Annotated in this window: 25 protein-coding genes and 1 riboswitch; of the genes, 14 read left to right on the top strand and 11 right to left on the bottom strand. The window is 35.8% G+C overall.

Annotated elements, in window-relative coordinates; translation table 11 throughout:
• Positions 1 to 3: 3 nt before the first annotated feature.
• Complete coding sequence (locus BOQ64_RS03730) at positions 4 to 1,071, bottom strand: 3-oxoacyl-ACP synthase III family protein (protein WP_129055917.1); 1,068 nt, start codon at positions 1,069 to 1,071, stop codon at positions 4 to 6.
• A gap of 101 nt (positions 1,072 to 1,172) precedes the next feature.
• On the opposite strand from BOQ64_RS03730, the gene BOQ64_RS03725 reads away from it, so the two are divergent.
• The 8 genes from BOQ64_RS03725 to BOQ64_RS03690 all read left to right on the top strand — a co-directional run bounded on the left by BOQ64_RS03725 (position 1,173) and on the right by BOQ64_RS03690 (position 7,461).
• Complete coding sequence (locus tag BOQ64_RS03725) at positions 1,173 to 1,742, top strand: hypothetical protein (RefSeq protein ID WP_045495171.1); 570 nt, start codon at positions 1,173 to 1,175, stop codon at positions 1,740 to 1,742.
• A gap of 3 nt (positions 1,743 to 1,745) precedes the next feature.
• A complete protein-coding gene (ubiE, locus tag BOQ64_RS03720) occupies positions 1,746 to 2,477 on the top strand; it encodes a bifunctional demethylmenaquinone methyltransferase/2-methoxy-6-polyprenyl-1,4-benzoquinol methylase UbiE (RefSeq protein WP_129055919.1) in 732 nt (243 codons plus the stop codon).
• Positions 2,478 to 2,480: 3 nt separating this feature from the next.
• Positions 2,481 to 3,266 (top strand): porin family protein, encoded by a 786-nt coding sequence (locus tag BOQ64_RS03715; RefSeq protein ID WP_129055921.1) that lies wholly within the window; start codon positions 2,481 to 2,483, stop codon positions 3,264 to 3,266.
• Positions 3,267 to 3,405: 139 nt separating this feature from the next.
• Positions 3,406 to 3,708 carry a hypothetical protein gene (locus tag BOQ64_RS03710; RefSeq protein ID WP_066699077.1) on the top strand — a complete coding sequence of 101 codons (303 nt, stop codon included), beginning with the start codon at positions 3,406 to 3,408 and terminating at the stop codon, positions 3,706 to 3,708.
• Complete coding sequence (locus BOQ64_RS03705; protein ID WP_129055923.1) at positions 3,708 to 3,995, top strand: cell division protein ZapA; 288 nt, start codon at positions 3,708 to 3,710, stop codon at positions 3,993 to 3,995. Before BOQ64_RS03710 ends, BOQ64_RS03705 begins: the two co-directional genes overlap by 1 nt.
• A gap of 232 nt (positions 3,996 to 4,227) precedes the next feature.
• Positions 4,228 to 5,793: a ribonuclease Y gene (gene rny, locus BOQ64_RS03700; protein WP_185147057.1), complete on the top strand. Its 1,566-nt coding sequence runs from the start codon at positions 4,228 to 4,230 to the stop codon at positions 5,791 to 5,793.
• A gap of 73 nt (positions 5,794 to 5,866) precedes the next feature.
• Positions 5,867 to 7,108 carry an MFS transporter gene (locus BOQ64_RS03695; RefSeq protein WP_129055927.1) on the top strand — a complete coding sequence of 414 codons (1,242 nt, stop codon included), beginning with the start codon at positions 5,867 to 5,869 and terminating at the stop codon, positions 7,106 to 7,108.
• Positions 7,109 to 7,278: 170 nt separating this feature from the next.
• Positions 7,279 to 7,461 (top strand): hypothetical protein, encoded by a 183-nt coding sequence (locus BOQ64_RS03690; protein ID WP_129055929.1) that lies wholly within the window; start codon positions 7,279 to 7,281, stop codon positions 7,459 to 7,461.
• Between the two features lie 79 nt (positions 7,462 to 7,540).
• Here the strand turns inward: BOQ64_RS03690 and BOQ64_RS03685 are convergent, their stop codons facing one another.
• The 5 genes from BOQ64_RS03685 to BOQ64_RS03665 form a co-directional block, all read right to left on the bottom strand.
• Positions 7,541 to 8,476 carry a YeiH family protein gene (locus BOQ64_RS03685; protein WP_129055931.1) on the bottom strand — a complete coding sequence of 312 codons (936 nt, stop codon included), beginning with the start codon at positions 8,474 to 8,476 and terminating at the stop codon, positions 7,541 to 7,543.
• A 322-nt stretch (positions 8,477 to 8,798) separates the two neighbouring features.
• Positions 8,799 to 9,674, bottom strand: coding sequence for a LysR family transcriptional regulator (locus tag BOQ64_RS03680; RefSeq protein WP_129055933.1), 876 nt, complete (start codon positions 9,672 to 9,674; stop codon positions 8,799 to 8,801).
• Positions 9,675 to 9,848: 174 nt separating this feature from the next.
• A complete protein-coding gene (locus BOQ64_RS03675; protein ID WP_185147056.1) occupies positions 9,849 to 11,156 on the bottom strand; it encodes a voltage-gated chloride channel family protein in 1,308 nt (435 codons plus the stop codon).
• A gap of 30 nt (positions 11,157 to 11,186) precedes the next feature.
• Positions 11,187 to 11,254, bottom strand: a riboswitch (Fluoride riboswitch).
• A gap of 319 nt (positions 11,255 to 11,573) precedes the next feature.
• Positions 11,574 to 12,413 carry a GLPGLI family protein gene (locus BOQ64_RS03670; RefSeq protein ID WP_129055934.1) on the bottom strand — a complete coding sequence of 280 codons (840 nt, stop codon included), beginning with the start codon at positions 12,411 to 12,413 and terminating at the stop codon, positions 11,574 to 11,576.
• A gap of 127 nt (positions 12,414 to 12,540) precedes the next feature.
• A complete protein-coding gene (locus BOQ64_RS03665) occupies positions 12,541 to 13,008 on the bottom strand; it encodes an acyl-CoA thioesterase (protein WP_129055936.1) in 468 nt (155 codons plus the stop codon).
• 120 nt (positions 13,009 to 13,128) lie between these two features.
• Between BOQ64_RS03665 and BOQ64_RS03660 the strand changes: the two genes are divergently transcribed.
• From BOQ64_RS03660 to BOQ64_RS03650, 3 genes are all read left to right on the top strand, one after another.
• Positions 13,129 to 13,485, top strand: a complete 357-nt coding sequence (locus tag BOQ64_RS03660) for an arsenate reductase family protein (RefSeq protein ID WP_129055938.1) — start codon at positions 13,129 to 13,131, stop codon at positions 13,483 to 13,485.
• A gap of 1 nt (position 13,486) precedes the next feature.
• The gene (locus BOQ64_RS03655) at positions 13,487 to 13,828 is read left to right on the top strand and encodes a hypothetical protein (protein WP_164975743.1); all 342 of its coding nucleotides are present in this window, start codon (positions 13,487 to 13,489) and stop codon (positions 13,826 to 13,828) included.
• An 82-nt stretch (positions 13,829 to 13,910) separates the two neighbouring features.
• Positions 13,911 to 14,099: a hypothetical protein gene (locus tag BOQ64_RS03650; RefSeq protein ID WP_129055942.1), complete on the top strand. Its 189-nt coding sequence runs from the start codon at positions 13,911 to 13,913 to the stop codon at positions 14,097 to 14,099.
• A gap of 104 nt (positions 14,100 to 14,203) precedes the next feature.
• On the opposite strand, the gene gcvT is transcribed toward BOQ64_RS03650, so the two are convergent.
• The 3 genes from gcvT to idi all read right to left on the bottom strand — a co-directional run bounded on the left by gcvT (position 14,204) and on the right by idi (position 16,271).
• On the bottom strand, positions 14,204 to 15,280 hold the full coding sequence (gcvT, locus tag BOQ64_RS03645; protein ID WP_129055944.1) for a glycine cleavage system aminomethyltransferase GcvT: 1,077 nt from the start codon (positions 15,278 to 15,280) through the stop codon (positions 14,204 to 14,206).
• A gap of 212 nt (positions 15,281 to 15,492) precedes the next feature.
• The gene (locus tag BOQ64_RS23660; protein WP_228448126.1) at positions 15,493 to 15,759 is read right to left on the bottom strand and encodes a hypothetical protein; all 267 of its coding nucleotides are present in this window, start codon (positions 15,757 to 15,759) and stop codon (positions 15,493 to 15,495) included.
• Positions 15,760 to 15,761: 2 nt separating this feature from the next.
• Positions 15,762 to 16,271 (bottom strand): isopentenyl-diphosphate Delta-isomerase, encoded by a 510-nt coding sequence (gene idi, locus BOQ64_RS03635; protein WP_129055946.1) that lies wholly within the window; start codon positions 16,269 to 16,271, stop codon positions 15,762 to 15,764.
• A gap of 280 nt (positions 16,272 to 16,551) precedes the next feature.
• Here idi and BOQ64_RS03630 point away from each other — a divergent pair, with 280 nt between their 5' ends.
• Together BOQ64_RS03630 and BOQ64_RS03625 are read left to right on the top strand one after the other, a co-directional pair.
• Positions 16,552 to 16,962 carry a phosphoheptose isomerase gene (locus BOQ64_RS03630; protein ID WP_066698346.1) on the top strand — a complete coding sequence of 137 codons (411 nt, stop codon included), beginning with the start codon at positions 16,552 to 16,554 and terminating at the stop codon, positions 16,960 to 16,962.
• Positions 16,963 to 17,048: 86 nt separating this feature from the next.
• Positions 17,049 to 18,008 carry a D-2-hydroxyacid dehydrogenase gene (locus tag BOQ64_RS03625; protein ID WP_129055947.1) on the top strand — a complete coding sequence of 320 codons (960 nt, stop codon included), beginning with the start codon at positions 17,049 to 17,051 and terminating at the stop codon, positions 18,006 to 18,008.
• A 71-nt stretch (positions 18,009 to 18,079) separates the two neighbouring features.
• Here BOQ64_RS03625 and mscL read toward each other — a convergent pair whose 3' ends face one another.
• The gene (mscL, locus tag BOQ64_RS03620) at positions 18,080 to 18,460 is read right to left on the bottom strand and encodes a large conductance mechanosensitive channel protein MscL (RefSeq protein ID WP_045495200.1); all 381 of its coding nucleotides are present in this window, start codon (positions 18,458 to 18,460) and stop codon (positions 18,080 to 18,082) included.
• Between the two features lie 244 nt (positions 18,461 to 18,704).
• Between mscL and BOQ64_RS03615 the strand changes: the two genes are divergently transcribed.
• Positions 18,705 to 20,084 carry an NAD(P)H-hydrate dehydratase gene (locus BOQ64_RS03615; protein ID WP_228448124.1) on the top strand — a complete coding sequence of 460 codons (1,380 nt, stop codon included), beginning with the start codon at positions 18,705 to 18,707 and terminating at the stop codon, positions 20,082 to 20,084.
• Between the two features lie 236 nt (positions 20,085 to 20,320).
• On the opposite strand, the gene lgt is transcribed toward BOQ64_RS03615, so the two are convergent.
• Positions 20,321 to 21,169, bottom strand: coding sequence for a prolipoprotein diacylglyceryl transferase (gene lgt / locus BOQ64_RS03610; RefSeq protein WP_129057076.1), 849 nt, complete (start codon positions 21,167 to 21,169; stop codon positions 20,321 to 20,323).
• Between the last annotated feature and the right edge of the window lie 244 nt (positions 21,170 to 21,413).

Below are 21,413 nucleotides of genomic sequence, written 5' to 3'. Positions count from 1 at the left end.
TTTTTAAGGAAATCTGTAAACGATAGCATTGATGTTCATTCCGGCACCTACCGAAGTCATTACAATGTTACCATTCTCTTTAAACGATTGACCTTCCATTTTTCCTTTAATTATTAAATCATACATCGTAGGAATAGTTGCAACAGACGTATTTCCAAGGTTTTGGATCGTCATTGGAGAGATGGCGTGATCGTATTCTTTCACATCGTAAAGTCTGTGAAGTCTTTCAATCATGGCATAATCCATTTTAGCATTAGCCTGGTGAATAAGGATTTTGTCGATATCTTCAATAGAAAGACCAGCATCAGTAATGGTGTCTTTAATGGCTACAGGTACGTTTTTAAGAGCGTATTCGTAGATTTTTCTACCTAACATTCTTACATATAAACGTTTTTGATCTACCTCTTGGTTGATAGAAGGTTGGTTTTCAAGGTAGTTTAATTCAGGTCCGTTATCACAGATGGTGTTATGAGCAATAATCCCTACATTTTCTTCATCTGTTACCTTTACTACTACAGCTCCGGCACCATCAGCAAAGATCATTCTGTTTCTGTCATGCGGATCAGTTACACGGCTTAACGTTTCAGCTCCAATAACAAGAATGGTTTTAGCAACTTTAGCTTTAATCAGGTTGTCTGCTAAAATCATACCTTCCACCCATCCCGGGCAACCGAAAATCATGTCATAGGTTACACATTTTCTGTTTTTAATTCCCAGCTTATTCTTAACTCTCGCTGCCATTGTTGGCATGAAATCGGCATATCCGTTCTCAGTAACTTCCCCAAAATTACTTGCGTAGATGATATAATCCAGTTCTTCGCCGTCTACTTTTGCATCCTCAAGGGCAATTTTTGCGGCTTCATAACCGATCTGTGAATTGGAAAGATCATCCTCAATAAATCTCCTGTTTTCGATTTCTGTAATTTCTACAAACTTCGCAATGGTCTCTTCCACAGGCTTTTCAATCTTTACTCCGTCTTCAGTATAAAACTCGGAATTCATGAAGTAATCTCTACCAATAACTCTGTTCGGAATATAACATCCAGAGCCAATAATGATCGTATTCGGCATTCGTTTATATGATTTTTTTAAAGATGCAAAGTTAATAATTAATATTAATAACAGAGAATTAAAAATATTATTAAATTTGCAAAAATTGTACTTTACAATCTATGAAAAACAACCCATCCTTAAAAGGCTTACTTATTGCAGGTGTGGCGTTTATCGTTGCCTTTGGGATCTACTTCCTTTTTTTAGCCAAGAAGAATTATTATGTTGTAGATAATCCTACCCCAAACACGTATTACTTTAAAATCAATAACGGTTCTGAAGGAATTATATCAGCGGGGCAGTATGTGCATGTGGATTTGAATAAGGGAAAAAACTCTATTCAGGTTTTCGATCAGAATAAAAAAATGCTTTACGATTCGGCATTTGAAGTAAACAAACTTCGTGGTCTGCTTAATATTGCGCATCAGGATTACTACGTGAATGACCAGTACTACGGGTATAACCTTAAAAAAGATTCGTTATTGACGGCTCTTGACAAAACCGTTATTGACGGAAAGGATTACTACGGAGGAGCAAAGCGTTTCAATAAGCTTTACACAGAAGATTTTTATTACAATGTAGATGAAGATTATGACAAGGTGATCAAGAATGTCCAGAAAGTGGAATCAAGATCAAAAGTCTTCAGAAAGCAGGATTTCCTAAATTATTATAAAGAATATTACAAGTTTTAAGTTTTGACAAAAGATATCACTAAAGTTACTCCCTACAATTCTGAGGCTACTAAGAAGAGCCAGGTAGAGGATATGTTCGACAATATTGCGCCGAAGTATGACCTTCTGAACCATGTTTTATCCATGAAAATTGATGTTTTATGGAGAAATAAATTGGTGAAATGGATGAAAAATGATGACCCGCAGGAAGTGCTGGATGTGGCTACAGGAACGGGAGATCTGGCAATTACGATCGAAAAAGGAACCGGTTCAAAAGTAGTTGGTTTAGATTTATCACAACAAATGCTCAATGTTGGCGTTATTAAAATAAAAAAACTTAAATTAGACGGCAAAATTTCAATGCAAAAAGGAGATGCAGAAAATTTACCTTTCGAGGACAATAGATTTGATGCTGTTTCCGTTGCATTTGGAGTAAGGAATTTTGAGAACCTTACCAAAGGTTTGGCAGAGTTAAGAAGAGTAGTTAAAGATAACAAGAGTGTTTATATACTGGAGTTTTCAAAGGTTGAGGGTTTCATGGGGCCATTTTATATGTTTTATTTCAAAAATATATTACCTGCAATAGGTAGGCTGGTTTCCAAAGATAATAGAGCGTATACATACCTTCCGGATTCTGTAAATGCTTTTCCTTTCGGGGAGAAGATGAAGCAAATTCTTTTAGATACGGGATTTAAGAAAGTTGAATATAAAAAATTAAGTTTGGGTATAGCCACAATTTATAAAGCAACAAAGTAACCTATGAATAAATTTCTATTAAAAGCACTGGTTTTAACCTCAGTAAATGTTGCCGTTTTTGCAAACGCGCAATTTAGAACCCGAAACAGAATGGATAAGTTGGAAGATTTCGACGAGCAGAAATTCAGTTGGGGTTTTTATTTGAACGGGAATAAACTGGACTACCGAATCGTATTACATCCAACCTATGGGATGAAAGATAATCAGAATCTTGTTACCAGCACTAAAGAAAGTTACAGCTTCGGTGCCGGGCTTATTGCAAAATGGAGACTGAATGATTATCTGGATGTAAGAGTAGAGCCGGGGTTGCAGTTTGCACAAAGACAGTTGACTTTTAATACTCAATCCAATGATATATATGCTGGTGGATCAGTAACAAATCCTCCTTTTACACCGATCCCTTTACAGGAAAAAGATAAAGTAAGGGATATTAAATCTACATTGGTTGACATTCCGGTACTTTTGGAACTTCACGGAAGAAGATGGTATAACTCAAGACCATATGTTGCAGCTGGGGTAAATTATGTAGTGAACCTACAATCTAACTCCAGTTCTACGGATGACAATATGCAACAGATCTTCAGAACTACTACCCACAACTTTGCGTGGTCTGCAGAAATGGGAATCCAGTTTTATTTCAACAAATTTAAACTGACACCTGCCATAAGAGGAACATTCTTCATGAATAATGAAAAAGTGGCTGATAACGCTACTACACCTCCTTACTGGGCTTCTGCAGTATCTACATTACAGACCAGAGCTGTAATGTTTGTACTGAAATTTGAATAAGAAATTATCATATTAAAAATACTCAGGAGATGCTTTTGCATCTCCTTTTTTGTTGGGAGATCAAAATATAGGACTATTTATTTTTGTTAGTGTTAATATTTTTTTATTTTTGCTTCTAGTTAGAATATACAAACCTGAAATGCTTCAAGATTTAGAAAACAATTTTTCAGAATTAGAGAGAAAAATTTTGGCTCTGCAAAAGAATTACAGAAATCTTACTGAAAAGTTATCAGAATTGACTAGTGAGCATGAAGAGCTGAAGGTGAAATATGATGAGGAGAGAAGAAGAAATCAGGTATTAGCAGAAGAACAAAAAAATATAAAACTTTATTCAGCAATATCAGGAAATCCTGAACACAATAGGTTAATGAAAAACCACATCAACAGATTGGTAAAAGAGATTGATTTCTGTATTGCTCAGCTTCAAAACAGTGGATTATAATGGAGGTAAGGAGAATAACCGTCAACATTGCAGGAAGAGTGTATCCGCTGAACGTACCGGCAGCAGAGGAAGAAACTTTGCGTAAGGTAGGGAAGCAGATAGAGAATATGATTAAAGATTTTGAACAGAACTTCGATGTAAGAGATAAACAGGATGCTTTAGCTATGTGTGCCCTTAAACTGGGAACCAATGCAGAAGTAGTTTCTCTTAACTACGAGAAAAATATTAATTCTACCAACGAAAGATTACAACAGATCAATCAGTCGCTGGATGAAATCGGGAAATAGATTTTTTTTCCTGAACAAGCTGCCTACAATAATTCTAACACATTAAAGGTAAACTCAACGCTAAACAATTACCGAACAAATGTCCTCTGAATGGCGTGCCGGTCTTCCGGATTACAGACAGTGGAAATCAGTTCAAATCGTGTTGATTAGGAGTTTACTCTCAATCTCTGGATTATTGTAGGCTTTTTTTATTTTAAAAGGATATGAATACAATTAAAACTCAATATACATTATGATAGAAGTTATAGTCGGTGTTGTATGTTTAGTAATCGGAGCTGCCGTGGGAATGATGTTCTCAAAAAGCTCTCTGAATACTAAGGCAAAATTTATTATAGATGATGCCAAGAAAAACGCCGAAAACCTTATAGAAAAAGCTAACGTACAGGCTGAATCCATAAAGAAAGAAAAGAATCTTCAGGCTAAAGAAAAATTCCTTGAATTGAAATCACAGCATGATGCTGATATCCAGTCCCGCGAAAAGAAAATGCAGGAAGTTGAAAAAAGGACTAAAGACAAGGAACATAAGCTTAATGATGAGCTTAGTAAGACTGGAAAACTTGAAAAAGATTTAGACAGACAGATTGCCGATTACGCTAAGAAGAACGAGATTTTAGACAGAAAACAACAGGAATTAGACGTTGCAACTGCTAAAAAAGTAGAAATACTTGAGAAAATCTCTAATTACACTGCTGATGAAGCTAAAGCAGAATTGGTAGAAACCATGAAGGCTGAAGCTAAAACAAGAGCACAGGCACACGTTCAGGGCATCATGGAGGAAGCTCAGATGAATGCTAAGAATGAAGCGAGAAAGATTGTTATCCAAACAATCCAGAGAATCGGAACAGAGCAGGCTATCGAAAACTCAGTATCAGTATTCAACATTGAATCTGATGAAGTAAAAGGTAGAATCATTGGTAGAGAAGGTAGAAACATCCGTGCTTTAGAAGCGGTAACAGGAGTTGAAATTATCGTTGATGATACTCCGGAAGCAATTCTTCTTTCATGCTTTGATCCGGTAAGAAGAGAGATCGCAAGACTATCACTTCACAGATTGGTTACCGATGGTAGAATTCACCCGGCAAGAATCGAGGAAGTTGTAGAAAAAACAAGAAAACAGATTGAAGAGGAGATCATTGAAGTAGGAAAGAGAACGATTATTGATTTAGGAATCCACGGATTACACCCTGAGCTGATCAAAATCGTTGGTAGAATGAAATACCGTTCTTCATATGGTCAAAACCTATTACAGCACTCAAGAGAAGTAGCTAACATCGCTGCAACAATGGCTGCTGAATTAGGACTAAACGTTAAATTAGCTAAGAGAGCAGGTCTTTTACACGATATTGGTAAAGTTCCTGAGCAGGAATCAGAATTACCACACGCACTATTAGGAATGCAGTGGGCTGAGAAATACGGTGAAAATCCAGAAGTAGTAAATGCTATTGGAGCTCACCACGACGAAATTGAAATGAAGTCTCTATTGTCTCCAATCATTCAGGTAGCCGATGCTATTTCAGGAGCAAGACCAGGAGCAAGAAGACAGGTATTGGAATCTTATATCCAGAGACTGAAGGATCTTGAATCTGCAGCATTAAGCTTCGATGGAGTATCAAGCGCTTATGCAATCCAGGCAGGTAGAGAATTAAGAGTAATGGTAGAAAGTGGAAAAGTGAATGATGAAGTAGCTTCCCAACTGTCTTACGATATCTCTGAAAAGATCCAGAATGAGCTTACTTACCCTGGACAGGTGAAAGTAACCGTAATCAGAGAAACAAGAGCGGTAAATATTGCAAGATAATAATCGCAGCAAGATATTTTATAAAAACCTTTCAAGAAATTGAAAGGTTTTTTATTTTTATCAAAACTTAACAATGCAAGAACTATCACTGTCTTCAAAACTGAAGTACATTTTCTCTATTCCTGTTATTATTTCGGCCCTGGGCTATTTCGTAGACATCTATGACCTTCTTCTGTTTGGGATTGTAAGAATCCCCAGTTTGAAAGCATTAGGACTTAATCCGGATGCTGATGGAACCTTTATTCTGAACTGTCAGATGATAGGGCTTCTTATTGGAGGCGTATTCTGGGGAATCTTCGGAGATAAAAAAGGAAGGCTTTCCGTACTCTTTGGTTCTATCCTGGTATATTCTCTGGCGAATATTGCCTGTGGATTTTTACCCTATTTTCCAAAAGAGCATTTAGTGTATCAATATGCTGCTTTAAGGTTTATTGCCGGTGTTGGTCTTGCCGGAGAGCTTGGAGCAGGAATTACACTGGTTTCTGAGAGTCTGCCGAAGAATCTGAGAGCAATTGGTACCTCAGTAGTTGCTGGTTTTGGATTAATGGGTGCTGTTGTAGCCCAATTAACAGTAGAATTATCCGGAGGATGGAATATCTCCTACATCATTGGCGGAGTAATGGGAATCCTGTTATTACTTCTGAGAATTAGCGTTTCAGAATCCGGAATTTATAAGAATATTGAACATAAAAATGTCTCCAAAGGAAATTTCCTATCCTTTTTCACGAATAAAGACAGATTGATACGATATCTGAAATGTATTGCAGTAGGATTACCTACCTGGTATTGTATAGGGATTCTGGCTGTTTTAGCCAATCAGTTTGCCCCTGAGTTTGGAATTAAGGATATCAGTCCCGGAAAAGCAATTATGTGGGCTTATGTAGGAATTTCTGTGGGAGATCTGTTGAGTGGTTTTATTTCTCATGCCTTGAAATCAAGGAAAATGGCAATATTTTATATGTTACTCTTCACATTGGTTGGAGTAGGAATTATGCTATTCGGAAATACAAATACAGAAACTAAATATTATCTATTCTGTGTATGGCTGGGCTTCGGTACCGGATACTGGGCGATGTTTGTGACCCTGGCCGCAGAACAGTTCGGAACGAATATCAGAAATACAGCAACCACAACAGTTCCAAATATGGTAAGAGGATTGGTACCTGTAATGATTCTGGCTTTTGATTCTCTTAAAGGAAGTTTTTCAGTAGTGGAAAGTGCTGCTATTGTAGGTGTAGTAGTTTTTGGGTTGGCGTTTTATTCTTCATTAACGATCTCAGAAACTCATAATAAAGACCTTGAATTTACAGAATAAATTTCAAGTTGTTTAAAAAAATAAGATGAATTTATCTAGTATTAAAAAGATATAATTGTATTTAAATCAATAAATTATTAAAATTTGAATACAATTTTGTTGCAGGTGATTAATATTTGTTTAACTTTGGATAGTAACTAAAACTATACGTTTAATCAAAATCCAATAACATGAATATTACAAAAAATGCTAAAAAGCTAAAAAAACAAGATCTTAGAAGTATTACAGGAGGAGTAAGCGGTAAACCGGATTTATCTCTTTGCGGATGCAGCTGTTCAGGTGCTGTTACAGGACCAGATTATTGTTCTATATACATGGGCTGTCTGCAGGTTTATACTTGTGGAGAGGTATAAGAAATTATTTAAGCATGAAATAAACATTTCCACATTTAATAGGCAGCACCCTTCTGATTTCAGGAGGGTGCTGCTGCTTTTAATGGATAATATAAAGTAAGCTTCCGATGCTGATGGTTACCCAAAGCAATACCGCGGTAAGTAAGGGCTTAAAACCTATTGTTTTTAAGGTTTGGATGGAAAGAGTAGAACCAATAAAAAATAAAGTCAGGTTCAGCCCGGATTTAGCAAAAGAGGTGATGGCAGCGCTGAATTGATCCATCACAGGAAAATACGTATTCAACAGAATAGCCAAAATGAAATAACCGATAAACCATGGAATTTTAATTTTAGAATCTTTGCTTTTAAAAATGAACATGGTAATAATGGAAACCGGGATAATCCATAAAGCACGGGCCAGTTTAACCGTCGTTGCTATTTTTAATGCTTCATCACCATATTTACTGGCTGCACCTACAACTGAGCTTGTATCATGAATTCCCACTGCACACCATAGCCCAAACTGTTCCTGGGAAAGATTCAAGAGATGCCCGATAGCCGGATAAACAAATAAGGCAATAGAATTTAATGTAAAAACAATAGCCAATGCTAAAGATATCTGTTTTGTACTGGGTTTGATGATGGGAGAAACCGCTGCAATGGCACTTCCGCCACAAATGGCAGTTCCGGCAGATAAAAGATAAGATAATGGTCTTTCAAGCTTAAAGATCTTTCCTAAAAAATAACCAAGAACCATGACACTGATGATACTTACCACAGTTAGCATTAATCCGGTTTTTCCGGCATGAAGAGCTTCATCCAGTTTTAATCCGAAACCTAATCCTACAATAGAAATCTGTAACAGCAGATGAATATATTGATGTAAATGTTTTTCAAATGGATTTCCCATAAAAACAGCCAGACCAAAACCTAAGGCCAAAGCAATGGGAGAAGAAATAAGTGGAGTAAGGCATAAAACTGCCAATCCAATAAAAATTACTTTTCGTGTTCTTTCACTAAGAATGAAATCTTTCATATTGCGAACTTTTAAAATCTGGTTCAAAATTCGGCAATATGTTATTATAAAGTAAATCGTATTTTGTTATGTTGGATAACTAGAAGTTATAAAGATAAAAGATATTGTCGTTAAACAAATATAACCATAGCCACTATCCATATGGATATCAACATCAATAGGGGTGGGCTTTAGCCCGGCCAAACAAATAATCATCAAATTTCAATGGCTTTAGCCAAAACCTAAAAATAGGAATTCAGGTATATCTTTATTCAATAAGCCTTAAAAACTATAGCAAAACAAACGGGTTTTCTTTCATTTACAGGTTCAGCATTGCAAAAGACTATTCTGCAAATCTTAAAAACAGCTCTATCAGTTCAGATTGCTCTCCTTTGGGAAGAATAAAATGAAAATCTCTTTCAATACTGAAGTTTTTAATATCAATAACAGTGAGTACATTATTCTTCAGCTCATTTAAAATCGTACTGATGGAAAGAAAGGCCATACAATCCGAGTGAAGAAGATAATTTTTGATACTTTCACTACTTCCGAGTTGGATGACGGTATTCAGCTCATGAATATTAATATCTTTTTCCTTTAATCGGTTTTGGATAAATTCAAGAGTTCCCGAGCCCTGTTCACGGAAAATAAGATTAAGCTGATACAGATCCTTAACATTGAGGGTTTTATGAGCTAAAGGGTGATCTGATTTGGCTGCAAGAACAATTTCATCAGGTTTAAAAGTCTTGTAATCAAAATATGAGGACTGCGATTCGCCTTCAATAATACCCAGATCAATTTTTTCTTCCTTTAAAAGGGCCGAAATGGCTTCAGTGTTTCCAGTCAGAAGTTCTATTTTTATGTCTTTGTAATAGGCATTGAACTTTGCCAGGATTTCAGGCAGAATATACTGAGCAACCGTGGTGCTGGCTCCAATAATAAGTTTCCCTTTGTGCTGCTGATTAATCTGGCTGATCTCAAACTCCAGATCACGATAGATATTTCTGATCTTTTCAGCATATTCATACAGAATTTTTCCACTTTGTGTAAGCTGTATGGAAGTTCCTTTTCTGTCAAATAATTTAGTGCTTAGTTGCACCTCAATTTCTTTGATGTGTTTGGTAACTGCCGGCTGCGAAATGTGAAGCTCCTCAGAAGCCTTAGTAAAACTCAATCTTGAAGCTACGGTATGGAAAACTTTTAACCTGTAATCGAACATAGCGCAAAAATACGGATTATAGTTGTATTTCGTGCAGAAGTGTCTGATGTAAACAGAGAGAGTTATGATGCGGGTTTCGGGTTTCGGGTTGCTTAAAAGGGGTAGTACACAATGTTTGATTATTCTTCTTCATTAGAAAAGTGACAAAAATTCAGGGAATTTTAAAAGGTGTGGCTAAAGAAAGTCTGAAATAGATCTATCCTGCTGACTGGCATATCTTCTGTTTTTAGCCTCTCCGATCTTTTGCTTGCTGTAAATACTGTTATGCCCCGAAAGAAGATAGGAAACAACACAGGCAATAGCTACATAAACGCCGCATTCAGCACCAAATAATTCAATTCCCATCAGCATGCAGGCCAATGGAGTATTGGTTGCCCCTGCAAATACAGCAATAAATCCCATCCCTGCCAATAGTCCAAAAGGTAATGGGATAAATAAAGATAATGCACTGCCCAGCGTTGCTCCGATAAAAAATAATGGAGTTACTTCGCCACCTTTAAATCCAGCAGACAGAGTAATGATGGTAAAAATCATTTTCAGAGCAAAATCATAAAGTGGAAGCTGCTTTTCAAAAGATTCTACAATAACAGGAACTCCAAGACCAATATATCGTGTAGTTCCCATTAGTAAAACAGCTAATGCAATAATAGTTCCCCCAACAACAGGGCGAAGTGGTGGATATGTAATTTTTGATTTAAAGACAGAACCCGCCCAATGAATGATTTTACTGAAAGCTGCAGCGCAGATTCCAAAAGCTATCCCGGCCAAAATACTGTACAGGATTGGTAAAAATTCCAGTTTGGGAATAAAATCAATATGATAGTGAGTATGCTTTACATTCCATAGGTTTGTAGCCCAATCCGCAAGTATGGCAGATGCAAAAGCAGGAAATAGAGCATTATACCGTATTCTTCCAATCAGGAAAACTTCAAGTCCAAATACTGCTCCGGCCAGAGGGGTGCCGAAAACAGACCCAAATCCTGCTGCAATAGCAGAAATAATCAATATTTTTCTCTCGTTTTTATCAAGTTTAAAAGGTTTGGTAAGCTGATCTGAAATAGCAGCGGCCATCTGAAGCGCTGTTCCTTCACGACCGGCAGAACCACCAAAAAAATGCGTGGCAATAGTTCCTAAATAAACAAAAGGTGCCATTTTGAACGGAATAATCCCTTTAGGCTCATGGATATTGTCAATGAGAAGGTTATTTCCAGCTTCAACATCCTTTCCCCAGTAATAATATAACAGTCCGATTAAAAAACCGGCAACTGGCAGTAAGGCAATCAGCCACAGATGGTCTTCCCTGAAATTTGTGGCCCATTCCAACGATTGTAAAAATCCTGCTGAAGCACTTCCTACTAAAGCTCCAATGATAATACTAATGATCAGCCATTTAAAAATATAAGGTATTGCCGGAAATTTTCTGAAGAAAAACTGAGTATAAAAAACTGTTTTTTGAGCAAGTGTCCGTTGATTTTTTGACATAATAAACCTGATTAGTTATTGTTAATAATCTCTCAATCAGGCGTCATCAGCTTTTGTAAAGCGGTTGGGTAAGGAAGAACACCATTTCCTTTTGATACTACAAATATAAGAATTAAGATTAAAAAGATAAAAGATAAAAGATAAAAGATAAAAGATAAAAGATAAAAGATAAAAGATAAAAGATAAAAGATAAAAGATAAAAGATAAAAGATCTTGTCGTTAAACAACCAGAATTATTGGTATGAATATCCACAAGGATATAAACATCAATAAGAGCAGGCTATAATCCTGAGCGTAGCCGAAGGAAGCCCGGCCGGCCGCCAAATAAATAAAATACAAATTCCAATGGCTTTAGCCAAAACTTAAAAAAACTATGTATTTAAATATAAAACCAGAGGAATTAAGAATATTAGGAGTTTAATATATCGGATAATGCATTGCCTTATCTATTTCAATCGGGTTGTTATATTTTCTGATAACTTCCTGCATGCTCTTGGTTTGGGTATTCAGTTCGTCTACATTATGAATTTCCTTTCCGTTGATATTAATTCTAAGATCATTATTGGATTTGCTGAAGTTATTCCTTTCAAAGGCAAAAGGATCATTGTAAAACTCCATAACGAGTTTATGTTTTTGCTTCTCATTGATAGGAATGGCTTTATTGCCGAAATTGGATTCCAGAAAATCTGAAGTAGAGTAGACCTCTGAAAGTTCTCTGCTTTTAACTAATGTATAAAGGAAATTTTTCTTGGCATCAGATAATTCAAAGATTAAACCGGGCAATCCACGTAATTTAAATGGACCTTCATTAAATGGAATCTCTTTGCAGAACCATGCAGTCCAATTTCTTCCTCCAAATTTTGTTGTGGCTTTTTGCAGGGTGTAGTTTTCTACCTTTTTAGTTTCATCAGCAATCGTCCAGTTAATTTTATCTGTTGTTTTAAATGAATAATACCCATTTTTGATATTGATAAAGTTTTCATTATCAAAAGAATTGATCTTTCTTTTCACCACCTGGCCTGTCATATCCGTATAACTGGAGTTCATTCCGAATTTTTTATTCAGAGAATCTGTGGTGGCGAGATCCTTTCCATAGAATTTTACCTCTTTAGGGGTGATATCCAGAATCATATTAAGCTTTTCATAGCCTGTTTCTGTGGAATCCATTTTATACTGAAGCTCATAAATGAACTGATGGGTCTGCGCCTGAAGAAATACCATCAACAAAAAGGCTGTGATTGTAAGAATATTTTTCATATTATACTTGAAATGGGTTGATACTAAATTAGTTAATCCTGATTTAGTGTGCAATATAATATTAAGAAGTATATATGACTTTGTTTTTTTCGTTTTAAAACTCACAGATTCTCCAACTCTAAAACATCTATAAAAAGGGCTTCATTTCATCCTCTATCTGTGTTCTAAGTTCCATCAGACGTTTTGCATACTGTTCCTTTTGTTTTTCCTCTTCGGTCTCAGGAATCCATTTGGGAACGGGAAGTTTTTTCCCATTTTCGTCTACGGCAACAAAAACAATGATGCAGTGGGTTTTTTTATCAAAAGTAGGCTGTTTCAGGTTTCGGGAGAAGACATTAATGGATATGTGCATACTTGAAGTACCTGTGTAAATGACCTGTGCCTCTACTTTTACTACTTCCCCAATTTTAATCGGGTCATAAAAGCGGATTCCACCAACATATACCGTAACTGAATAATTCCCACTCCAGGTGGTGGCACACGCATAGCCTGCCTGATCAATCCATTTCATAACACTTCCTCCATGTACATTTCCTCCGTAATTAACATCTGACGGTTCTGAAATAAACTGAAAAGTAATAGGTTTGTTCTGCATCTTTATAAAATTTGAATAAAGTTATTTAATAATTTCGAAAGTTTTAGATTAAATCCTACTTTTGAAAGACGAAATAATAATGAAGCAGAATTTTAACCAATAAAAGAATTAAGAATAATAATGAAGAAAGTATTTTATCTGAATACCTGCGATACCTGCAGAAAAATTTTAGCACAGTTTGACCTTACAGACTGGGAGCTTCGTGAGATTAAAAAACAACCTATTACCAAAGAAGAATTAGCGGAAATGCATAAATTGACAAAGTCGTATGAAGCTTTGTTCAGCAGAAAGTCTACCCAAATTAAGTTAAGAGGGCTGGATGTAAAGTCTTTGGGAGAAAAAGATTTTAAAGAATTACTGCTGGATCACTATACCTTCCTGAAACGTCCTGTTTTTATAACAGACAAAGAGATTTTTGTAGGAAATGATAAAAATAATGTAGAGGCTTTAAGAACATTCTTCGGAGTGAATGAATGAAATGTCTGATATCCATATTACTTATTGTTACCTTAAGTTTAAAGGGCAGACGGTTTATAGAACACCCTCAGGTACAAAGTTTCATGGATCATCATGCAGAATGGTAAAAAATGTTTCTTCTGCTCTTCCTTTACAGAAAGCATTGGAAATGGGGCTTCAACCCTGTAAAATCTGTAATCCGGCTTCAGCATCATCTGTTTACGGATTAGTTTCAGTTCCCAAGAAAGTAAATGGAACTGATAAAGGAAATCAATGCTTGGGGACAACAAAAGCAGGAACGAGATGTAAACATTATACCCGTATCGGGAATGATTATTGTTTTCAGCATCTTCCAAAGAATTAAGCTTTATCTGTAATTTGTGATTTATTTTTAATGAGTTAATTGTTAAATACTTAACTTTATAATTACTAAAAAATAAAAAATCATGACAAAAAGCTTTTTAAAAACAAAGAATCTTAACAGATCAGCGTTAAAAGAAATTAAAGGAAGCGGAAAAGTTATTGTTCCTAATTGTTATACCCTTTGTGGTGAAGCAGGCGGGGTGGTTTCAAACCATCCGGGAATAGGAGATATGTGTACTCCGGACCGATCACTTTGCTGTTACTGCAGATAAGAATCCAGAGATTGTAAATTTTACAGTCTCTTTTTTTTGAAGATATATTAAAAGACAAGAGACTATCCGAAGATAGTCTCTTGTTCAGTATTATTTTGTAACATTTATACGAAAGGAGCTTTCACTACTTTTGCAGGAATGTTTTTGTTTCTTACCTGAATAAAGATCTCAGAACCTAACTTGAAGTGAGGCTTGTCTACATAAGCAAGACCTAAACCGATCTTTTTCATTGGAGACTGTGTTCCGGAAGTTACTTTTCCGATTACGTTTCCTTCAGCATCCACAACAGGGTAGTCATGTCTTGGAACTCCCTTATCTGTCAATTCAAAAGCTACTAATTTTCTGGTAACTCCTTCCTCTTTCTGTTTAGCGAAAACATCTTTAGATACAAAGTCCTTGTCAAATTTAGTAATCCATCCTAAGCCAGCTTCAATTGGAGATGTAGTATCATCAATATCATTTCCGTAAAGGCAGAATCCTTTTTCAAGTCTTAATGTATCTCTGGCAGCTAATCCGCAGGCAATAATTCCTTCAGCTTCACCTGCTTTCATTACTTCATCCCAAAGTTTTTCTGCACTTTCGTTTTTGAAGTAGATTTCAAAACCTCCGCTTCCAGTATATCCTGTATTGGAAATAATGATGTCATTTACTCCGGCAACACTTCCTACTGTAAAGTTGTAGTAAGGGATTTCAGAAAGATTTACATCCGTAAGTTTCTGAAGGATTTCAGTAGCCTTAGGACCCTGAACTGCTAATAATGACATGTCATCAGAAGCGTTAGTCATTTTTGCACCGAAAGTATTATATTTTGAGATATGGTTCCAGTCTTTGTCAATATTGGAAGCGTTTACTACTACGAAGTATTTGTCATCCTCCATTTTGTAAACAATAAGGTCATCCACGATTCCTCCATTTTCGTTCGGAAGACATGAGTACTGAGCTTTTCCGTTTTCAAGAGCATCTACATTGTTAGTCGTTACAAACTGTAAAAGATCTTTTGATCCCGGACCTTCAATGAAAAACTGTCCCATGTGGGAAACATCAAACAATCCTGCTTTCTCTCTTACTGCAAAATGCTCTTCTGTTACTCCTGAATATTGTACAGGCATTTCAAAACCTGCGAAAGGTACGATCTTAGCTCCTAATGAAACATGTTTGTCGTACAAAGCTGTTTTCTTCATATTTAATTTTTATTTCTTTATTTTAAAACTGTTAAAAGTCTCATTAAATAGGGTCATATAGTTTCCGTTCCAGAATTTCTGGCCACAGTTAATAGTTACCAGATACAGATCCTTATCTTTTTGAAAGGCTCTTGTAATCCAGAAAAGTTTTTCTTTTTCGTCAAAATATTCGTAGAAATATTCTGTATATCCTTTTTTACCTCTGCTTTCCTTTACTTTTTTTCAGCATCTTCAGATTTGTAAAGAGCCAGAATGAACTTCTTTGTTTCGGCTTGGGGAAGATTCAGATCGTGATATTCGGAAATAGTAATAGCCCCGATTTCATTGGTAGGGAAAATATTGATGATATCACTGTCATTGGTTGACCTCCAACCATCAGGAACATTAATAGAATAGTTGGAACTATCATAAGTTGTTGTCTTTTGAGCAAAAAACAGGCTTCCTGATAGCATGGCAGTAAAGAGAAGGAATTTTTTCATCGTTAAAAATGGTGTTTATATTCTTCAAGGATAATTTTAAACCACTCTGTGAAATGTTCTGGGTTTTCAGAAATCTCTTTATCCAGTTCTTCAGGAGAAATAAATCTTACTTCCTCTACTTCCTCGTTATTCAGATGAAAGTCAGATTCATAGTTTCCTACAAAAACATGGTCCAATTCATGTTCCCAAAGGTTACCACCTACATCTGCTTTGTAAATAAAGTTGAATTTTTCTGAAAGTTCCGCCTCAATCCCCAACTCTTCTTTTAATCTTCGTTGAGCTCCGGCCAGATAAGTTTCCCCGATTCTAGGGTGTGAACATACAGCATTGGTCCATTGATTGGGAGAATGGTATTTTCCTGAAGCTCTTTTCTGAAGAAGCATTTCGCCCTTACTGTTGAACAGAAATACAGAAAAAGCACGGTGTAACAGGCCATTAATGTGAGCTTGTTGTTTTTCCATCAAGCCCAAAACCACATCATCAGGATTTACTAAAACTACTAATTCTTCCATTTCTACAAATGTAAGAGTAATAAATGTATTTTGGAAATTTTTAGGAAAACATTATATCTTTTGAATAGAAGGAAAACATTTATTAAAACTTCAAATATTCTCTAATTCTCTTTCTAAATTAAAATTAAAAGAAAAATTTTAATCATAAATTGTGAATTGGTGAATAAAATATTGATATTATTTATTGAATAAAGGTTTTTGTAGTAAATTTTTAACATAAATAAAGATTAATATGTCTTATAGATTTAAAAGCCGTAACTTTGTTACTCAAATTTTGGTGATGGAATTAGAATACATAGAGCACATCAGTCCTATTCTTAAGGACGGAGTTAAAAATTACTTAATTGATATAGACGGAACCATTACAGATGATGTTCCTAATGAAGAACCCGAAAGAATGGTTACGTGTGAACCATATCCTGATGCTTTGGAAACCATTAATAAATGGTATGATGAAGGGCACCAGATTTGTTTCTTTACCTCAAGAACTGAAAATCTGAAGCAAATCACCATCGACTGGTTAGATAAGCATGGTTTCAAATACCACAGTGTACTTTGCGGGAAACCAAGGGGTGGAAATTATCACTGGATTGATAATCATTTGGTAAGAGCTACAAGATACAAGGGAAGATTTACGGACCTGGTAGAAAAGCAAGTAACCATTGAAGTGTTCAAAGAAGACGAAGAATAAATTTAATATAACGAAAGATTTAAAAATTGAATGGAGTATATCCTTTAATTTTTAAATCTTTCAACTTTTAAAACATAGTTGTATTTATGAAAGTTTTAGCTAATGACGGCCTGGACCAATCTGGAATTGATGCATTAACAGAAAAAGGATTCGAGGTAATTACTGCAAAAGTTCCGCAGGAATTTTTAGTAGAGTATATTAATGAGCACCAGGTGCGTACTTTATTGGTAAGAAGTGCTACTCAGGTAAGAAAAGATATTATTGATGGTTGTCCGTCGCTCGAAATCATCGGAAGAGGTGGAGTAGGAATGGATAATATTGATGTGGATTATGCAAGAGAAAAAGGAATTCATGTAATCAACACGCCGGCAGCTTCTTCGGAATCCGTTGCTGAGCTTGTTTTTGCCCATTTATTTTCCGGAGCGAGATTTCTTCAGGACTCCAACAGAAAGATGCCTTTGGTAGGGAATACTGAATTTGCAGGACTTAAAAAAGCATATGCAGCTGGTATAGAATTGAGAGGAAAGACCATCGGAATTGTTGGAATGGGAAGAATTGGCCAGGAAGTGGCAAGAATTGCTCTTGGACTTGGAATGAGAGTAGTTGCAGCTGATAATAATGTGGGAAGAGCAAGCATTAAAGTGAAGTTCTACAACAATCAGTTCATCAATGTAGACATCGAAACAGAACCTCTACAGGAAGTTTTAAAACATTCAGACTTTATTACCCTTCACGTTCCGGCTCAGAAAGACGGATATATGATTGGTAAAAATGAGTTTGAAATGATGAAGAACGGAGTGGCAATTGTAAACTGTTCCAGAGGTGGAGTAATTGATGAAGCTGCTTTAATTGAAGCATTGGATTCCGGTAAAGTGAGATTTGCTGGTCTTGATGTTTTCATTAATGAGCCAACACCTTCTAAAGAAGTTCTTAGCCATTCTAAGATCTCTTTAACGCCGCATACAGGTGCTTCTACACTTGAAGCTCAGGATAGAATCGGGCTTTCTCTGGCGGATCAGATTTCAAGTATTTTACAGATCCAGTAATTGGATACATAAGATAAAAGTAAAAGCACCTTCAAGAAGGTGCTTTTATATTTTTAAACCGTTAGAACAGGTTATATATTGTTTTTGCTTTTCAATAGATCTCTGATCTCAGCCAATAGCTTCTGATCATCTGTAGGTCCTGCAGGAGCCGGAGCTTCTTTTTTGTTAACTTTATTAGCTCCTTTAATGATCCAGAAAAGAACCATAGCAATACACAGGAAGCTGATGATTGCAGAAAGGAAGTTTCCATAAGCAACTCCATTCCAGGTAAGTTTAGCAATATTTTCTGCACCTGCTGCTTTAAGTGCAGGATTTAAGATCAAAGGGGTAATAACATCTTCCACTAAAGACGAAACAATTTTACCAAATGCACCACCGATGATTACACCGACAGCCAAATCGAGAACATTTCCTTTAAAGGCAAACTCTTTAAATTCCTTAACAAATCCCATAATTTATATTTTTTTAATTAGTATACACACAAAAATATAATTAAAAAATGTAAAAAACACTACTTTTTATCGTTTTTTGCCTTAAAAATCAGATTTTTATTCTAAATCCGTACTGTCTTTTTTAATAGAAATCGTAACTTTAATCTTATATTTTACCTCATTAATGAGGTCTCTGTATTTTTGTTGCCGGGGCCTTATCATAATGAAATATCTTTTATAATTTATCTAAAAGTTAGATTTACCCATGAAAATTTTTACTGCCAGACAAATCAGAAGTTGGGATGAATTTACCATCATCCAGGAGCCTATAGCTTCTATTCAGTTGATGGAAAGAGCCTCAATAGCTGCATCCAATTGGATCTCTGAACATTCTAAAGTTCATAGAAAGGCTGCTGTGTTTTGTGGAAACGGAAATAATGGCGGCGATGGTTTTGCCGTGGCAAGAATGCTGTACCTGAAAGGATTTGATGTAGAGGTATTTGTTGATGATTCTGAAGGCAAATTCTCAGAAGATGCAGCAGTAAATCTGAAGAGGTTAAGAGGGATTTCCGGAATTTCTGTCCAGACTTTCAGCCAGATTAGGCAAGACAGCTTTGATGATAAAACGGTTGTTATTGATGCGCTTTTCGGAACCGGATTATCAAGGCCTCTGGCTGATGAATATAAAGAGCTGGTAAATTGGATTAATACAAAAGATAACCTGAAAATAGCAATAGATGTTCCTTCCGGACTTTCTGCAGACGGAGTTTTTGAAGGTGATTTTATAGCTTTAAAAGCAGATTATACGCTAAGTTTTCAATCCTGGAAAAGAAGCTTTCTACACCCGGAAACAGGAAAATATGCTGGAAAAGTAATTATTCTGGATATTGGACTCAGTAAAAATTATCATGAAACAACTGAAACAGATTATTTTGTGACTGATGACTCTTTTGCAGAATCTCTTTTTAAACCCAGAAATGATTTCGCTCACAAAGGAAACTATGGAAAAGCAGTTATTGCAGGTGGAAGTTATGGAAAGATAGGTGCTGCAGTACTGGCTACAAAATCAGTCTTGAAAACGGGTGCTGGCCTTACTTTTACATTGGCTCCTCAATGTGGATATGAAATCTTGCAGACTTCCTGCCCTGAAGCTATGTTTATAGAAGGTGGAGAGTTATTTATTAAAGATTTTGATATTGATGCTGGAACAACCATAGGAATTGGTCCTGGTCTGGGCACTCATGAAGATACTCAAAAAGGTCTTTTGGCTTTTCTGAAAGATTATCAGATGCCATTGGTATTAGACGCTGATGCTTTGAATATTATTTCTGAAGATCAGAAAAATCTTCAATTAATTCCTGAAAATTCAATTATTACTCCTCATCCCAAAGAATTTGAAAGACTGTTTGGGAAAACTGAAAATTCATTTAAAAGATTGGAGTTAGCAAGAGAAAAAGCTAAAGAACTCAGTATTTATATTGTATTAAAAGATCATCATACGCAGGTGGTTACTCCTGAAGGAAATGTTTATTATAACCTGACCGGAAACGCTGGTCTGGCCAAAGGGGGAAGTGGAGATATTCTGACCGGAGTTCTTACTTCACTGCTGGCACAGGGATATTCCGGAAAGATACCTGTATCCTAGGAGTCTGGTTACATGGGAAAGCTGCTGATTTTGCAGCTGAGAAATATTCAAAAGAGTCTATGCTTCCTACAGATGTAATTAATGAGTTAGGAAATGTGTTTAAAGAATTAAATAGAAAAACAGAAAGAAATTTATAGATAAGTGTATAATAAAAACTTAAGCGAAAAAAAGGCAAATCTGTAATGAACAAATTTGCCTTTTTATATTGTAAAACCAGAATGATTTATACAGTTTGATTATTCAGGTTTCGCATTTTCTGCTTCTGTAATTTTAAATTTCTTAGAAACGATCATAATGATTACCCCGGCAATCATAAATGGAATGGAAAGCACCTGACCTGTATTTAAACCGCCAATTTGGATAAACTCATCACCTTGAGGTTCTTTCAGAAATTCAACAAAGAATCTGATAGCCCAAAGTATAATAAAGAATAACCCGAATAGCCATCCTTGCTGGTATTTCTTATTCGTTTTTCTATAAAGAACCCACAATAAAATGAAGAGAGCAACATATCCTACGGCTTCAAATAGTTGACTCGGATAACGTGGAACAGTAAGGCCGTATTCACTGCTTTGTTGCGGGAAAAGTAAAGCGAACGGAGAATTAGGATCAGCTGGTTTTCCTACAATTTCAGAGTTGAAAAAGTTCCCCATTCTTACAAATGCACCCCCCAAAGCTACCACAATTCCTAATCTGTCATATACCCAGAAAGGATTCTTCTTGATAATTCTATAGGAATAATAAAGAGTAGTCAGAATCAAAGCAATTGTTGCTCCGTGGCTAGCCAATCCTGAGAAACCAGTAAATTTAAAACCGTTTTTAGTACTGATCGGTAAAAATACACTCCAGAAGTCTTCTTTAAACAGTTCCGGCTGATAGAAGATAACGTGTCCTAATCTTGCCCCAAGAATAGTTCCTATCAAGGTCCATGTAAAAAGAGGTTCAAGGTATTTCAGATTTACATTATCAATTTTAAAGATTCTGGTCATTAAAACATATCCTAAACCAAATGCAAAGACAAACATCAGGCTGTAAAAATGTAAAGTAAATATCCCGATATTAATTCCTTTTGAAGGATCCCATATTTTAAAAGAGGTTTTAAGTTCTACTTTATCAGCATCAGAGATGGATTTGGCAGATTTTACAGCATATTTGAATGTTGTAATATTATCTTTAGTAGGAGCTGTATCGATTAATTTGAAGTTTTTATCAAAAAACTGATATTGTGAATCCTTGAATCTTGCCAGTGTTGAAACGCCGTAATTATAGTAAGCAGGCTCAAAATTAGATTCGTTAAGGATGACAAGAACATTGTCTTTAATTCCTCTG

Origin of the sequence: Chryseobacterium sp. CH25 (assembly GCF_004119455.1) — a bacterium.
Lineage (GTDB): Bacteria > Bacteroidota > Bacteroidia > Flavobacteriales > Weeksellaceae > Chryseobacterium.
The sequence above is the reverse complement of the archived record's forward strand: the minus strand, read 5'-3'. Positions and strand labels throughout refer to the sequence as shown.

Excerpts from the sequence above, each read along its gene's own strand:
- idi (WP_129055946.1), bottom strand. The coding sequence starts at position 16,271 with ATGGAAGAATTAGTAGTTTTAGTAAATCCTGATGATGTGGTTTTGGGC.
- BOQ64_RS03660 (WP_129055938.1), top strand. The coding sequence starts at position 13,129 with ATGAAGAAAGTATTTTATCTGAATACCTGCGATACCTGCAGAAAAATT.
- BOQ64_RS03665 (WP_129055936.1), bottom strand. The coding sequence starts at position 13,008 with ATGCAGAACAAACCTATTACTTTTCAGTTTATTTCAGAACCGTCAGAT.
- BOQ64_RS03685 (WP_129055931.1), bottom strand. The coding sequence starts at position 8,476 with ATGAAAGATTTCATTCTTAGTGAAAGAACACGAAAAGTAATTTTTATT.
- BOQ64_RS03690 (WP_129055929.1), top strand. The coding sequence starts at position 7,279 with ATGAATATTACAAAAAATGCTAAAAAGCTAAAAAAACAAGATCTTAGA.
- BOQ64_RS03615 (WP_228448124.1), top strand. The coding sequence starts at position 18,705 with ATGAAAATTTTTACTGCCAGACAAATCAGAAGTTGGGATGAATTTACC.
- BOQ64_RS03670 (WP_129055934.1), bottom strand. The coding sequence starts at position 12,413 with ATGAAAAATATTCTTACAATCACAGCCTTTTTGTTGATGGTATTTCTT.
- mscL (WP_045495200.1), bottom strand. The coding sequence starts at position 18,460 with ATGGGATTTGTTAAGGAATTTAAAGAGTTTGCCTTTAAAGGAAATGTT.
- BOQ64_RS03730 (WP_129055917.1), bottom strand. The coding sequence starts at position 1,071 with ATGCCGAATACGATCATTATTGGCTCTGGATGTTATATTCCGAACAGA.
- BOQ64_RS03675 (WP_185147056.1), bottom strand. The coding sequence starts at position 11,156 with ATGTCAAAAAATCAACGGACACTTGCTCAAAAAACAGTTTTTTATACT.
- BOQ64_RS03705 (WP_129055923.1), top strand. The coding sequence starts at position 3,708 with ATGGAGGTAAGGAGAATAACCGTCAACATTGCAGGAAGAGTGTATCCG.
- gcvT (WP_129055944.1), bottom strand. The coding sequence starts at position 15,280 with ATGAAGAAAACAGCTTTGTACGACAAACATGTTTCATTAGGAGCTAAG.
- BOQ64_RS03725 (WP_045495171.1), top strand. The coding sequence starts at position 1,173 with ATGAAAAACAACCCATCCTTAAAAGGCTTACTTATTGCAGGTGTGGCG.
- BOQ64_RS03710 (WP_066699077.1), top strand. The coding sequence starts at position 3,406 with ATGCTTCAAGATTTAGAAAACAATTTTTCAGAATTAGAGAGAAAAATT.
- BOQ64_RS03655 (WP_164975743.1), top strand. The coding sequence starts at position 13,487 with ATGTCTGATATCCATATTACTTATTGTTACCTTAAGTTTAAAGGGCAG.
- BOQ64_RS03630 (WP_066698346.1), top strand. The coding sequence starts at position 16,552 with ATGGAATTAGAATACATAGAGCACATCAGTCCTATTCTTAAGGACGGA.
- BOQ64_RS03650 (WP_129055942.1), top strand. The coding sequence starts at position 13,911 with ATGACAAAAAGCTTTTTAAAAACAAAGAATCTTAACAGATCAGCGTTA.
- BOQ64_RS23660 (WP_228448126.1), bottom strand. The coding sequence starts at position 15,759 with ATGAAAAAATTCCTTCTCTTTACTGCCATGCTATCAGGAAGCCTGTTT.
- BOQ64_RS03625 (WP_129055947.1), top strand. The coding sequence starts at position 17,049 with ATGAAAGTTTTAGCTAATGACGGCCTGGACCAATCTGGAATTGATGCA.
- BOQ64_RS03715 (WP_129055921.1), top strand. The coding sequence starts at position 2,481 with ATGAATAAATTTCTATTAAAAGCACTGGTTTTAACCTCAGTAAATGTT.
- rny (WP_185147057.1), top strand. The coding sequence starts at position 4,228 with ATGATAGAAGTTATAGTCGGTGTTGTATGTTTAGTAATCGGAGCTGCC.
- BOQ64_RS03680 (WP_129055933.1), bottom strand. The coding sequence starts at position 9,674 with ATGTTCGATTACAGGTTAAAAGTTTTCCATACCGTAGCTTCAAGATTG.
- BOQ64_RS03695 (WP_129055927.1), top strand. The coding sequence starts at position 5,867 with ATGCAAGAACTATCACTGTCTTCAAAACTGAAGTACATTTTCTCTATT.